Below are 13,243 nucleotides of genomic sequence, written 5' to 3'. Positions count from 1 at the left end.
ATCTCCGCCTCACGCAGCTTGGCGATGATCTCCTCCGGCTTGTGCTTTCTTGCCATTCCATTCCTCCTTCGTGGCCATTTCTAAAATAGAAAATGGGCCACTCAGAAGGGGGCAGATCAACTCCCTTTCACACCTCCAATTCAGCGCATTCACCTTATTTGATTATTGCGCCCGCCGCACCTGGCTGTCGGGAGGCATCTGCGCATTCTTTCCAATCAACTCGCCCCAGGTGCAAAGGTACGAGCGCTATGCGCAGGCGTCTTTGATCCGTATCAAAAAGGCAGTCCCAAGCTGACCTTGGGAAGCCAAGCTTTCCCAAGGCCATTCTTGTCAAGCCTTATCGACGCAGTTCTCAGGTAGGGACAGGAAGATGCCCGGCCTCTTGCTTGAGGGCCGCAAGATCGAGGATTTTCACTTGCGATCGTCCTGAAGTGGACACGATGCCCGCATTCCGAAGCTCTGTCATTTGACGGCTTACTGTTTCGATCGTGAGGCCGATATTATCGCCGATATCGCGCCGAGACATGGGAAGGTCGAGCACCGCTCCATTGGAAAATGGGGCACCGATCCGCTCTGCCATACTGACTAGGAACGTCGCGACCCGCTCCCGCGCAGTTTTCTGACCAAGAGCAAGCGACTTCTCGCGACATCGACCGAGGGCGCGTAGCAGATGGCTCAGGAAATTGTTGTTGAGGGTCTTGTCGCTTTGCGCCAGACGAATGAACTCCGTAGCCGGAAATGCGACAAGCTCGCAGTCCGTCAAGGCACAGAGATTGTAGGCGTGTGTATCTCTTGCTGGAACGTAGATGAAGTCGTCTTTAAAGTAGAAGCCCATCACCTGCGTGCGTCCAGCCGCAGCGCTGGCAATGAGCTTCACCGCCCCTTCTACGACTAGAACCACCTGGCTGACGCTATTGTCGATGACGCGAGAGTCTCTTGAGCGAGCGCCCGCATATCTGGCAAGCGCCTGCAGACGAAGATGTGTCGCCTCTTCCGCACCAAGAGAAGCCACGGGTGCTTTCGCTCCCGGGAAAATGATCGAATTCGGCAATGCCGCAGCTGATTGCTTCGCATGCATCAGAGAAATCTGGACGACGGATGGAAGGTCGTCATTGATTTTGGTCAAACCAAAAAATTTTGGTCTGAACTGCGGGTCGATGCGGTTCCCAGCAGCGTCGTCTAGGCCGTGTTCGATAAGGGCTGTAGAACCGCCCCTCGTGGCAATGGGCTGGACTAACCGCCTCGTTCTGCCAAAGCCTTGAGCGAATTGATTGTCAGTTCTCTACGACCCGGGAGATCGATCAACCCTTCTTTCTTCAGCTTGCTGATATGCCGACTGACCGTCTCAATGGTCAGACCAAGAACGTCTGCCATTTGCTGACGAGAAAGCGGCAAGGTCAGTGTGCGCTCGTCGCCGAGCTTCGTCTCATCGCAATTAGCGGGCAACAGCCGCTCCGCTGTTTCGACCAGATAAGTGGCCAATTTCTGCTCTGCGTTCATCCGCCCAAGCAGGACCATCCAACGCCGCGCGCGGTCCAATTCGGCAAGTGTGCGTTCTAGGAGCTTGTGCTCTAGACGCGGGTGCTCGCGAGCAAATCTGTCGAAATCGGCGCGCCTGAAAACACAGACCTGTGCATCGCTGAGCGCCTCGACGCCATAGGGCGTGGTCTCGCCAAACGGTCGGCCGAGAAAGTCCGATGGATAGACCATCCCCAGAATTTGCTCTTTGCCATCCGCTGTCTGCGTCGAGAGTTTGAGAACGCCTTCCACCACATTGGCCACGATGATCGCCTCATCGCCTTCCCAGAGCAGCTGCTCACCGGCGCGTAGGCGTTTTCGACGACCGATCGCGTTCAGGAGTCCAATCTCTTCGTCGTCGAGATCGGCACAGATCGCGCGATTGCGAACGGCGCACGCCTGACAGAAATTCATGGGAGTGTCGATTTCAAGCGAATCCATGTCTTTAAGAATAGCGGCGGTTTAAAAGTCCGCCAAGTCAAGCGAGGCGCTCGTCCAGAATCATATGAAGGTCGACATTTGGAACCGCGCACTGCGGCTATGATGGCGCATGGCCTGCGGTTGGCGAAACTACTCGCCTCCGGGCACCGCTCTGCCCGACGTGGTCGTTCTGGGCGATCCGAGTATCGGCGCGAAGACCGTCAGAAACAACCCGAAGGCCGCGAGCCATCCGACCCCAGCGGCCGCCAGTAGAACTGTGGGCTCGCCCACTCCGAATCCAGCTGCAACCCGAGCGACAGCCGCGAGGGTAAGCAGAACGCATGCTGATGCAATGGCTGAACCAAACCTTGGTTCGTGCGCGCTCAATGCAAGGGATGTTCGGCTCATCACGCCCAGTATCATCGTCGCCATTGCACCGGTCGAAAGTGCATGAATTGCAGCGCTCTCGACTATCCATCCAAATTGCGCCGCTCCAAGCAACGTCAAGCCGAACGCAAGCCACAGGTATGCGACGTGGAGAATAAAAACGGATAGACAGGACAAGCACCGCCAACCGAACCATCTGGCCAACCGCGCGAAATTCGCAATGCCTGCAAGCATGAGAAAGGTTCCAGACGCGTCGCTCGCGGGGGCCAAAAGCCATGCCAAAAGGCCGCATAACGTCACTGCCAAAACCACCGCATCTTTGCGATTTGGCTGGGTTGGAATGGGGCCGATCTTGGTTTTCTTTGCCAACCAGTTATGCGTGAAGCTGGGAATTATCCGGCCCCCGACCAAGCTGATAAGAAGTGTCACGAGAGCGATTCCCGCTCGCAAGCCGAGGCCGCCGCAATCGACCAATCGGGCCATCTCCAAGCGGTCGACAATGTCGGCTAACCCGAATGCGGCGATTACCAAGCCGATTGCTACATTTTGCTTGCGGCTCTGAGCCGCTTCTCGGCCGATTAGGAAAGAAAGAAAAATGTAGAATCCGCCGTCCATGGTAATAAGCAGCCCGCTCGTGTCTGGCAGGGCAACTGGCAATAGGCGCCCCAAACACCAGAAGGTGAAAAGGCTTGCAAGCGGCCATCCGGCGATGGGCAGCCGCCCAGTCCAGTTGGGCGCGGTCGTAAGTGCAAAACCAGCGATTGCCGCTCCAACGAACCCGAACAGCATCTCATGTCTATGCCATGCCAAGGCATCCGAGACGACACCGCCGGGAACTAGACCAAGAACATGCCCCAGCCAGAGACTGAGTGCCACGATGGCCCAAAGCGCTGCGCCGAGGAAGAAGGGGCGATAGGCACCGCGAAAGATGAGCGGCCCGCGTTTCATCCGATGGCGCCGCAATGCAAGACGTTCCGCATTACTCGGCATGAGCTCCTTTCTTATCTTCACAGTCACCGGCAGCCGAAGGATACAAAGCGGCTGCTAAAAGGGGAGCGCGCCTTGCCACGAAGAATCGCGCAAATGCTTCAGTCGCTCGGGTAAGATAGGATCGTAAACCTGATTGAACGAGAAATCCGCCTGGTCTTCGCTCCAGATATTCTCATGCTTCCCGCCGACAAATCGGATAAGCGAGACCGCACCCCAGCGCGAGCCGTAGGGACCGTGAGGAATAGCAGGCGGCCGCCAGAAATAAGCGCCTGGATGCATCGTCCCCGGCGGTCCCGTGAGCGAACCGGCAATCATGTAGCATTCTTCGATGACCGGGTGGCTTTCCTGCGGCCCTCTGCCAGCTGGCGGCTCTGATTGCGGCAGAATCAAAGACAGGAATGTGCGCTCGCCGGTTTCGGGATCCGTCCGCAGATCCTTCCGCGAGATCCCCAGATGGCGCAGATTAGGGTCATTGAGCGTCATGTCCCATGTCATCTGCCGGGTTTTGAGATGGGGAACTGCGCGAGACAGGTCGCGTTCACCCGCCCTGCCCACGAGAACAGGCTCGCAGCTGTAGAACGCCAGCACAACAACTCCAGAGTTGCTTGCCATGTTCTGACGCGTCCAGCCAGCAGGGAGAAAGGCATAACCGTCAGCCTCATAAACTTCGCCGCCCATCTCCAGTGAGCCATCAAGAACGAAGAATTCTTCGTCCGCTTCGATGTACTCGGGCCCTTCGCGCGACCAGCCAGGAGGATAACGCATTAATGCAGTGCAAGCACCGCTGTCTGGGTCGCGGCTCAGCATCTTGTACTCAGCATCGGGCCGCGCGAGTCCCGCCCCAATTCTCTGCCATGGGAGCAACTGCGACTGCACAAACTCGATGTGCTCACGACAATCCATGACGGCTTTTAGAGAACAGAACCGATCGCGAAGCCTTGACCCAGATCAATTCAAATCGTCGGCCAGAGGCTATCTTTAGGCTCCAGAAAATCTCTTCAGCAAAGCAGCCTATCGATGGATTTCAGCCTTTCCGAAAAACAGTCATTTTGGCGCGACCGCGTGCGGGACTTCATGCACGCGCATGTCTATCGTGCAGAGGAGACATACAAAGCACAGCTTGGTAAGCATGGTAACGAACGATGGCAGGTACCGCCAATTGTCGAAGAACTGAAGGCTAGAGCCTATTCCGAAGGACTGTGGAACCTGTTCCTGCCGCCGTCTGAACATGACGAAGAAGACTATCGGAGCGCAGGGCTTAGCAACCTTGATTATGCGTTGTGCGCGGAGGAAATGGGGCGGGTCGGCTTCGCTTCTGAAGCGTTCAACTGTTCCGCTCCCGATACGGGCAACATGGAAGTCCTCCACCGATACGGAACCCCCGAGCAAAAGGCGCAATGGTTGCGTCCTCTGCTTGATGGCGAAATTCGGTCTGCCTTCCTGATGACCGAACCCGATGTCGCATCTTCCGATGCGACCAATATCCAGACTTCGATCCGCCGCGAGGGGGACGAGTATGTTATCAACGGGCGCAAGTGGTGGTCGTCCGGAGTCGGTGATCCACGCTGTAAACTGGCGATCGTCATGGGCAAGACTGACCCGGACGCTCAAACACACCAGCAGCAATCGCAGATCCTTGTGCCGCTCGATAGCCCCGGCATCGAGATCGTGCGTATGCTGCCGGTTTTCGGTTATGATGGAGCCCCGCACGGGCATGGCGAAGTGGTCCTACGAGACGTGAGAGTCCCGGCAGGGAATATCATTCTGGGCGAAGGGCGTGGTTTCGAAATCGCCCAAGGACGGCTTGGACCCGGGCGGATTCACCATTGCATGCGTGCTATCGGCGCCGCCGAACGCGCGATCGAGAAGATGGCCGAACGGCTCCAGTCACGCATCGCATTCGGCAAACGTTTGTCCGAACAATCCGTCTGGGAACAAAGACTGGGCGAGGCGCGGCTCGATATCGAAATGACGAGACTACTCTGCCTCAAGGCCGCCGACATGATGGACAAGGCAGGCAACAAGGCCGCCAAGCTGGAAATCGCCCTGATCAAGGTCGCTGCACCGAGAACGGCCTTGAAGGTGCTCGATCACGCAATGCAGGCCCACGGCGCGGGCGGCCTCTCTGACGATTTCGGCCTGGCAGAAGTCTATGCCGGTATGCGGGCATTGCGGATCGCCGATGGACCCGACGAGGTGCACTTGCGATCGATCGCCCGGATAGAGCTAGCGCAGGTGGGGACACGCCTCGCCGAATGGCGAGATCGCTGACGGGCCTGATGGTACCGGACCTTGACCGTACAGCCAACGGATCCCTTCGAGATATTCGACGACTGGTTGTCCAAAGCTACCAAAATGCTTGGCCAAGAGGCAGCCTCTGCGGTCAATCTGGCCACCGTTTCAGGCGAAGGAAAACCATCCAGCCGTATGGTGCTCCTGAAAGAGCATAGCCGGAAAGGGTTCGTGTTCTACACCAACCTCGGCAGTCGCAAGGCATGCGACCTGTCAGACAATCCTCATGCAGCCTTGTGTTTCTACTGGGGCGTTCTTGGTCTTCAGATACGGATCGAAGGCTCGGTAGAAGCAGTCACGAGTGAAGAAGCAGACGCTTATTTTGCCTCAAGACCTTTAGCGAGCCGGATCGGAGCCTGGGCATCGAAGCAATCGAGTCCGCTTGAAACCAAGCAGCAACTGCTGAGGCGGGTCGCTCGGTACACTGCATCCTATTCGCTGAAAGACCTTGGAAGGCCCCCCTTCTGGTCGGGGTTTCGTATCGTGCCAACCCGCTTCGAGTTTTGGACCGCTAAAGAGTTCCGCTTGCACGAGCGCGCTGTGTTCGATCTGCAAGACAATTGCTCTTGGCAGCGCTACCTGGTCTATCCATGAACGATATCGGTCCGGCCATAGTCATCGCCGCGGGGGGCGAAGGAACACGTATTGGCGGAGACAAGCCAGCGCGGCTTCTTGCTGGCAAACCACTTATCGAACATGCGCTGGATTGGGCCAAGAAACAGGCGGATCTTGTTGCTGTGGCTGTGCGGCAACCGGACCAGTGCACACTGGATAACGTCCCCATCCTGATCGACGCAATCCCCGGTATCGGGCCGATCAGCGCCTTGCAAAGCGCATTCAGATTTGCCGAGGAAAACGATTGCGACGCTGTCCTGTTGATCGGGTGCGACCAACCATTCCTGCCCAATGACCTCGTGTCGCGCCTGGCAAGCGAAATCGGATCTAGTGCATGCGCCATGGCCCATAGCGAGGACAGAGCACATCCTCTCGTCGCCTTATGGCGAATAGATCGAGCCACCTTGCATGAGTATATCTCAAGCGGGGCCCGTTCGCTGTGGCGGTTCGCTGAATTGGTTGGTTGCACGAAGGTGCATTGGAGGGGATCTGATTCCTCCGAGATCTTCACCAACATCAACGATGAAATTGCCTTGGCTGAAGCCGAGCGAAGACTCAGAAAGCAAGCGCAGTAACCCGTTCGCCCGCATGGGAAGACTTCGCATTGGGTGGGCACCGTATTAGCCAGTCAGCTTGCATCAAGGCGGCCTGAGAGCCGCTCTCCTGATTATCGAGCGGTTCGAGACCGTCTTCGGAAAGGAGTGCCCGGACAAAAGTTTCGCGGCCACCTGTTTGTCTTAGAGGCGCGGCCAATGGCATGGTTCGCCAAACCAGCGCCTGATCGAGCTCCTGCCCTTGAAGTTTTGCCAAGAGCGGCACCAAAAACAGCCGGCCCGTGACCATTGCCGAGGTCGGATTGCCGGGGAGGCCAAGGATCCATTTGCCTTGCGCGCGGCCAAGCCAGACGGGTTTTCCGGGTTTGATAGCGACTTTCTCGAACAAAGATTCCAACCCGTGAGACGCAAACATCGGTTTGGCAAAATCACGTTCACCGACCGAGGCTCCCCCGGTTACAATGACCACATCTGCCTTGGAGAGCAGTGTGCCGGCCAGTTCCTCAAGCGCTGGCAGGTCGTCAGAGCCCAAGGTCCGTTCCACCACAATGCCGCCTGCATCGGCAACCATCGCCGCGACGCCGTAGGTCACACTCTCTGGAATCGCGTCAGCTCGCATGTGTGCGGACCCCGGCGTCATCAGTTCATCACCCGTTCCGACGATTGCAACGCGCGGTCGCACGCTCACGCGCACGGACGCGGCATCGGCTGCGGCCGCAGCGACCATAGCGCGAGCATTGAGCCGGGTTCCCGCCGGAACAAGCTGGGCGCCTGCGGAAAAATCACTGCCCGGTGAGCGGACGTGCCATCCAGGACCGTAACGATCGCTAAAGATCACAGTATCGCCTTCGCGCTCCGCATATTCCTGCATGATGCAACGGTCGCTGCCCTCCGGCATGGGAGCTCCGGTAAAGATACGCACAGCCTCGCCCGGCCCGACGCATCCATTAAACCCAGCCCCGGCGGCCGACTGCCCGATCAGTCGCAATCGCTCACCGGGTTTGGTGGATGCATCGAGCACGGCATACCCGTCCATCGCTGCGACTGGACAATTCGGAGCATCGCGTGGGGCATAAAGAGAAGCCGCGAGTACCCGGCCAGAGGCTTGTTCGAGAGGGATAATTTCCTCGCCAAGCATCGTCGCGTTTTCGTCGAGCAGTCCAATGGCGTCCTCGAAAGAAATCATCGGTCCTGCCAAGAGCCCGACTTGCCACCAGTTTTTGAAATCACCCGAACTCCCTCGATTTGCATGGTCCTATCAATCGCCTTCAGCATGTCAAAAAGCGTCAAGGCGGCGATCGAGACAGCCGTCAGCGCCTCCATTTCTACGCCGGTTTTTCCTTCGCAGCGGGTCGTGGCCTTGACGGTGAAACCAGGAAGGCTCTCATCGATAACGGCCTCTACAACGACACTCGATAACGGGAGAGGATGGCACAGCGGGATCAAGTCTGCCGTACGTTTGGCTCCCATGATTCCCGCTAGTTCGGCAGTCGAAGCCACACTACCCTTGGGCGTCTTACCGTGTTTTACTGCTATCAGTGTCTCTGGGGCGCAGCGAAGATGCCCGATCGCCTCGGCAGTTCTGCTGGTCGGTGCCTTTTCTCCGACATCGACCATCCTCGCGCGGCCCTCGCGGTCCAAGTGGGTGAGGCCCGTCATGCGCAAAGGTGCCTCAGGCGAGGCACCTGCCCGGCGATCGAGCAAGGACGGTATCGGCTGTCGAACTCAAGCGCGAGGATATGATCCCAGGCATCGCGGCAGGCTCCGGTCGAGCCGGGGACGCAAAATATGAAGGTGTCCTCGGCCTGCCCCGCAAAGGCGCGCGATTGAAGTGTGGAAACGCCGATTGTGCCCATACTGACCTGATGAAATACCACGCTGAAGCCATCCATTACCCGGCGCAGTAAGGGGATGACGGCTTCGGGGGTGACATCGCGCGGGGTGAAACCCGTCCCTCCAGTGCTGACGATGATGTCGATCTCAGGATCTGCAACCCAGGCGGATACCTGCTGCTGAATGGAACGGACCTCGTCGGGAATGATACAGCGGTCCGCGAGTCGGTGGCCTGCATCCTGAAGACGCTCGGCTAGAAGCCCGCCAGATGTATCGGTATCCGGTGTTCGGGTGTCCGATACCGTCAGCACCGCCACGTTAAGCGGATGAAATTCCAGGCTATCGTCTATTCCAGGCACGAAGATTTCCTCAGTTCAGTTGCCCCTCATTGTCTGGATTTGGCGCCTGCGTATTTGACGCGGATCAATGACTGGCCGCTGCCTCCATGACATGCTGATGAAATGGAGGATACCTTACAAACTCCAGCCCGGATCCTGGGCTTAGCGGCCGGCAGTTCCGCCACGCACTGAGAATGAAGCGACGCCTCCACAAACAAGGAGGCAGTCATGACTAAAGCAAATGATACGAAGTCTGCGGCAACACGCCGAAATAGCACAGACCAGGGCACAGGACCCCCTACTCACACTGAGCTGAAAGCCTGCAACATCATGAGCGGCTCCGTGATTTCGATACACGAGGATGTGTCGATCCATGACGCTGCGGAAATGCTGATCGAGCACGGGGTCAGCGCGCTCCCGGTCGTTTCGGGGCGCAAAATCCTAGGAATCCTGAGCGAAACCGATTTGCTCCACCGGGAAGAGTTGGGCAATCCGCCTGATTCCTGCGATATCGACTCTCCGGAACCGGAATGCGTCAAGGCGTTCGGCCAAACCGTCGGGGAAGTGATGACGCCGGTTGTCGTGACCGTCGAGGAGGACACCACGCTGTCCGAAATCGCAAACCTTATGGACGAACACCGGATCAAGCATTTGCCGGTCCTGCGCGAAAACGAGCTCGTTGGGATCGTCAGCCGGGCCGATATCGTGCGAGCACTGATCGTACGTCCCATCGGCTCTCATGGCCCCATGACCAACGACGATGACATCATTCGCGCGCGGGTGATCGAGAAGCTCTTGACGATAAAAGGGGCAAGCGCCTGGTTAACGGATGTAGCGGTCTCGGGAGGCGTCGTGACGCTGACAGGGACCGTGCAAGACGAGGACGCACTCTTGCCTTCGCGTACGGCTGTCGCGGCGATCCCGTTCGTCAAGTCTGTCGATGATCATCGCGCAGTGACCCAGGCGTTTTGGGGCTGACTCGATCCGAAGCAATACATCCTCGCGCGCCTATCCAGAAGAGCTGGGTTGCGAGTGGATCATGACAGCGAATTGGACCAACGCATTGCGTCGCTTCGGTCGGCATCGGTCGGCTCGATCCAGGTCGAGCCGCTGGCATGTTCCTCGCGTTTCCAGAACACCGCTTCTGTCTTGAGCCTGTCCATCAGATAGTCGGCAGCCTCAAACGCTGCTCTGCGGTGAGGCGATGCGGTTGCCACGAAGACAATCGCCTCCTCGGGAGCGATCCGGCCCGTGCGGTGGATGACATGGCTGGCGGTTATCGGAAATTTCGCGTGGGCGTCCGCCGCAATTTGCCGCATCGAAGCGAGCGTGACCCCGCGATAGCTTTCCAGCACCAGTGCCTCGATTAGCGCGCCGTCCTTGGCGTGCCCTCTGGCCCTGCCGGTGAAGCTAACAACAGCTCCTTCATCCCCAATACGCCCGACGAATTCCGCAAGGCATGCAGACGGATCGAATGCCGTCTGTTTCACTTCGACATGCGTGTTCATCCGCCTGAAACAGGCGGGAAGAGGGCCGCCGCGTCGCCATGGTGGATCATCGCATCGTCAGGCACGATAACTTCATTGACGCAGGCTCTTATGCGACCGCCAGCGAGGACCGGTGCAAGCAGCGGGTAGGCGCTGCTCACTGCGGCAAACAGCTCCCTGACGGACAAGCCATCTTGCGAGATGTCGAGAGTGACCGAGCCGCCATAGCTATCGGCCAGCTTCCCGCAGAGTTCGACGTCGATTGACTTGTTCAATTCAGCCTCCAATCGACGCCAAATGAGGAGTAGCGCCGCTATTCCCCTGGTGCAGACGATGCGCCGGTGCCTTGGTGGATGTGAGTTTGCATATCCGTTCGATCAAATCTCGTTCGTCATCATCGCTCTGAAGCAGGGGACGCAGATCGATCCCGGCATCGCCGAACAGACACAGATGCAATTTGCCGAGCGAAGAGACACGCAGCCGGTTGCACGTGGCGCAGAAATCCTTGGAATACGGCGCGATAATCCCGATCCGCCCTTTCGCCTGGTCATGCCCGAATTCGACTGCGGGCCCGGCGCCGGGCTGTCGCGGGAGCCGCGCCCATCCCAGAGCCTGTAGCCGATCGATCACGGACTGTCCCGCCACGTGCCGCTCTGCAAAGAACTTGGCATTGTCGTTGGTGCGCATGACTTCGATAAACCGCAGCGAAAGATCGCGCGACGATACGAAATCGACCATTGCCTCAAGCTCCCGGTCATTGACTCCGCGCATCAGCACTGCGTTGAGCTTGATGCTGTCGAAATTCGCTTTCTGTGCCGCATCGATACCCTTTAGGATTTCGCGCAATCTGTCATGACCGGTGATCTCGGCAAATCGGGCCGGATCAAGCGAATCCACGCTGATATTGATCGCGCTGATCCCTGCGTTACGCCATGCCTGAGCCCGTTCCGCGAGCCGATATCCGTTGGTCGTCATCGCCACGCGCCGAATGCCCGGAATTTCTGCAACAGAGCGGGCGACCTCATCAAAGTCACGCCGCAGCGTCGGTTCACCGCCCGTCAAGCGCACCTTCCACAGCCCTAGTCTGGCAAAAGCGCTGACTACGCGGCGCACTTCACCGACACTGAGCTCTGCCGGGCGATTGCACGGCTTCTTGTAGCCATCGGGCAGGCAATAGGTGCAGCGGAAATTGCAGACATCGGTCAGTGAGAGGCGCAAATATTCAAACCGCCGTCCGATCCCGTCGAACAAGTGGTCTGGATGCCTTTGGGCGCTACCAGCATCGATGTTGCGCATGTGTGTCACTGGACCAGGGGGCCTTCGGCTGCGGCGAGATCGACGCCTTCGATATCGGTCTCGCTGGCAAGGATCGACAGATATTGCGACACTGCTTTGCGATAACTGGCTTCTTCGAGATAGTTCCGGATTGATTGTTCGACCACTTCGAACGGCAATTGCTTGCCTTCGGCCCGCCGTCCGGCACGAATGACGTGGACGCCGAACGGTGATTTGACAGGGTCGCGGCATAGCTCGCCTGCGGATAAAGCAAAAAGCGCCTGTTCGAACTCAGCCGCCGTCTGTCCCTTACCGATCTGGCCTAGATTGCCACCCTGATCTTTCGAAGGGCAGGCAGATTTGGACTTTGCGAGTTCGGCGAAGCACGTCGGATCGGCCTCAATGTCTCGAATAGCCATACGCGCATCGCCCACCGCGAGGCTGTAGTTGAAAGCATCATCCGGACTGGCGGAGAACAGGATATGCTCGGCTTCGATCAGGGTTTCGCTGCAGAAGCGCTCAGTATGATTGTCGTAGAAACGCTTCGCCTCTTCGCTGGTCGCGGTCGGTACATCGACGTTGTTGGTGAGTAGCGCATCGATCCGGGCATCATCGTCCACCAGTTTCCGGCCTTCGGCATCGACGCATTCTTCAGCAACGATCTCCTGTCGGTCTGCCTCGGCCAACAGCAATTGCCGGACGGCGAGGGCCTTGGCAGCCTCGCACCATGCTTCTTCTGCATCGCCCGCCGGGTGGTTCTGCGCCTCGGCAGCGATCGCGCCAGCGGGGATTTCGACCCCGCCGACGCGGACGGTCGGATGCTCCAAAACGTCAGCCATGGCTCAAACCCCTGCGTGTACGGACCACTTGGTATCCGTCGCGCCAGAGATAGCGCACCGGAGCCGAAAGCATGTGCACGAGCCGCGTGAACGGGAAGAGCACAAAGATGGTCAGGCCCAGGAACAGGTGCAGTTTGAAGATGATATGCACGTCGGTGATGTAACTCGCCGCGTCTCCCTGGAAGGTGAAGATGCCCTGCGCCCAGTTCATGAACTTGACCATTTCCTCGCCATCGAGATGGCCAGCCGAGAGCGGTATGGTCGCAAGGCCGAGGGCGAGCTGCACCCAGAGAATCAGGATGATCATATTGTCGCTGAAGTTCGAAGCGGCGCGAACGCGCGGGTCGAAAAAGCGGCGATGGATCAGCAAAGTGGCACCGATTATCGCAGCCACCCCGGCGATTCCGCCTGCAACAATCGCCAGAAGCTGCTTGGCGCCGTGGCTGATTCCGAGAGCATCAAAAATGGCGATGGGTGTCAGAAGGCCAACAAGGTGACCGACGAAGATAAACAGTACGCCTACGTGAAAGAGCACCGAGCCGACCATCAGCTGCTTTCGGCGCAGCAACTGGCTTGATCCAGAGCGCCAACTATAGGGCTCGCGGTCGAAACGAATGATCGACCCGACCGCAAGTACGACAAGCGCGATGTATGGATAGATACCATAGAGCAGGTGGTGGATGAAATCGCCCATG

Annotated in this window: 16 protein-coding genes; 4 read left to right on the top strand and 12 right to left on the bottom strand. The window is 58.1% G+C overall.

The window, feature by feature from the left end:
- Window positions 1-352 precede the first annotated feature (352 nt).
- The 4 genes from LC083_RS08495 to LC083_RS08480 form a co-directional block, all read right to left on the bottom strand.
- Entirely contained in the window at window positions 353-1,126 is a 774-nt protein-coding gene (locus tag LC083_RS08495; protein ID WP_226699991.1) for a Crp/Fnr family transcriptional regulator, read from the bottom strand.
- 107 nt (window positions 1,127-1,233) lie between these two features.
- Window positions 1,234-1,932 (bottom strand): Crp/Fnr family transcriptional regulator, encoded by a 699-nt coding sequence (locus LC083_RS08490; protein ID WP_413469452.1) that lies wholly within the window; start codon window positions 1,930-1,932, stop codon window positions 1,234-1,236.
- 156 nt (window positions 1,933-2,088) lie between these two features.
- Window positions 2,089-3,273 (bottom strand): NnrS family protein, encoded by a 1,185-nt coding sequence (locus LC083_RS08485; RefSeq protein WP_226699989.1) that lies wholly within the window; start codon window positions 3,271-3,273, stop codon window positions 2,089-2,091.
- Window positions 3,274-3,369: 96 nt separating this feature from the next.
- Window positions 3,370-4,218, bottom strand: a complete 849-nt coding sequence (locus LC083_RS08480; RefSeq protein WP_413469447.1) for a cupin domain-containing protein — start codon at window positions 4,216-4,218, stop codon at window positions 3,370-3,372.
- 114 nt (window positions 4,219-4,332) lie between these two features.
- Here LC083_RS08480 and LC083_RS08475 point away from each other — a divergent pair, with 114 nt between their 5' ends.
- Genes LC083_RS08475 through LC083_RS08465 form a run of 3 tightly spaced genes read left to right on the top strand, consistent with a single transcriptional unit; the run spans window position 4,333 to window position 6,797 of the window.
- A complete protein-coding gene (locus tag LC083_RS08475) occupies window positions 4,333-5,586 on the top strand; it encodes an acyl-CoA dehydrogenase family protein (RefSeq protein ID WP_226699987.1) in 1,254 nt (417 codons plus the stop codon).
- Window positions 5,587-5,607: 21 nt separating this feature from the next.
- Complete coding sequence (gene pdxH / locus LC083_RS08470) at window positions 5,608-6,201, top strand: pyridoxamine 5'-phosphate oxidase (protein ID WP_226699986.1); 594 nt, start codon at window positions 5,608-5,610, stop codon at window positions 6,199-6,201.
- On the top strand, window positions 6,198-6,797 hold the full coding sequence (locus LC083_RS08465) for a molybdenum cofactor guanylyltransferase (protein ID WP_226699985.1): 600 nt from the start codon (window positions 6,198-6,200) through the stop codon (window positions 6,795-6,797). Before pdxH ends, LC083_RS08465 begins: the two co-directional genes overlap by 4 nt.
- Here LC083_RS08465 and LC083_RS08460 read toward each other — a convergent pair.
- The 3 genes from LC083_RS08460 to moaB are packed head-to-tail and all read right to left on the bottom strand — an operon-like array spanning window position 6,778 to window position 8,968.
- A complete protein-coding gene (locus LC083_RS08460) occupies window positions 6,778-7,962 on the bottom strand; it encodes a molybdopterin molybdotransferase MoeA (RefSeq protein ID WP_226699984.1) in 1,185 nt (394 codons plus the stop codon). The genes LC083_RS08465 and LC083_RS08460 overlap by 20 nt on opposite strands.
- Complete coding sequence (moaC, locus tag LC083_RS08455; protein ID WP_226699983.1) at window positions 7,959-8,435, bottom strand: cyclic pyranopterin monophosphate synthase MoaC; 477 nt, start codon at window positions 8,433-8,435, stop codon at window positions 7,959-7,961. The genes LC083_RS08460 and moaC overlap by 4 nt, the downstream gene beginning before the upstream one ends.
- Window positions 8,432-8,968: a molybdenum cofactor biosynthesis protein B gene (moaB, locus tag LC083_RS08450; RefSeq protein ID WP_226699982.1), complete on the bottom strand. Its 537-nt coding sequence runs from the start codon at window positions 8,966-8,968 to the stop codon at window positions 8,432-8,434. The genes moaC and moaB overlap by 4 nt, the downstream gene beginning before the upstream one ends.
- Window positions 8,969-9,175: 207 nt before the next feature.
- On the opposite strand from moaB, the gene LC083_RS08445 reads away from it, so the two are divergent.
- Entirely contained in the window at window positions 9,176-9,925 is a 750-nt protein-coding gene (locus LC083_RS08445; RefSeq protein WP_226699981.1) for a CBS domain-containing protein, read from the top strand.
- 59 nt (window positions 9,926-9,984) lie between these two features.
- Here the strand turns inward: LC083_RS08445 and LC083_RS08440 are convergent, their stop codons facing one another.
- Genes LC083_RS08440 through narI form a run of 5 tightly spaced genes read right to left on the bottom strand, consistent with a single transcriptional unit; the run spans window position 9,985 to window position 13,242 of the window.
- Window positions 9,985-10,455, bottom strand: coding sequence for a molybdenum cofactor biosynthesis protein MoaE (locus LC083_RS08440; RefSeq protein ID WP_226699980.1), 471 nt, complete (start codon window positions 10,453-10,455; stop codon window positions 9,985-9,987).
- On the bottom strand, window positions 10,452-10,709 hold the full coding sequence (locus tag LC083_RS08435) for a MoaD/ThiS family protein (RefSeq protein ID WP_226699979.1): 258 nt from the start codon (window positions 10,707-10,709) through the stop codon (window positions 10,452-10,454). The genes LC083_RS08440 and LC083_RS08435 overlap by 4 nt, the downstream gene beginning before the upstream one ends.
- 1 nt (window position 10,710) lies before the next feature.
- The gene (gene moaA / locus LC083_RS08430; RefSeq protein ID WP_226699978.1) at window positions 10,711-11,730 is read right to left on the bottom strand and encodes a GTP 3',8-cyclase MoaA; all 1,020 of its coding nucleotides are present in this window, start codon (window positions 11,728-11,730) and stop codon (window positions 10,711-10,713) included.
- 5 nt (window positions 11,731-11,735) lie between these two features.
- Window positions 11,736-12,548: a peptidylprolyl isomerase gene (locus LC083_RS08425; protein ID WP_226699977.1), complete on the bottom strand. Its 813-nt coding sequence runs from the start codon at window positions 12,546-12,548 to the stop codon at window positions 11,736-11,738.
- On the bottom strand, window positions 12,541-13,242 hold the full coding sequence (gene narI / locus LC083_RS08420) for a respiratory nitrate reductase subunit gamma (RefSeq protein ID WP_226699976.1): 702 nt from the start codon (window positions 13,240-13,242) through the stop codon (window positions 12,541-12,543). Before narI ends, LC083_RS08425 begins: the two co-directional genes overlap by 8 nt.
- Between the last annotated feature and the right edge of the window lies 1 nt (window position 13,243).

Origin of the sequence: Qipengyuania gaetbuli (genome assembly GCF_020524765.1) — a bacterium.
GTDB lineage: Bacteria > Pseudomonadota > Alphaproteobacteria > Sphingomonadales > Sphingomonadaceae > Qipengyuania > Qipengyuania gaetbuli_A.
Note: the sequence above shows the minus strand (reverse complement) of the source record. Positions and strands in the feature narration are given on the sequence as shown.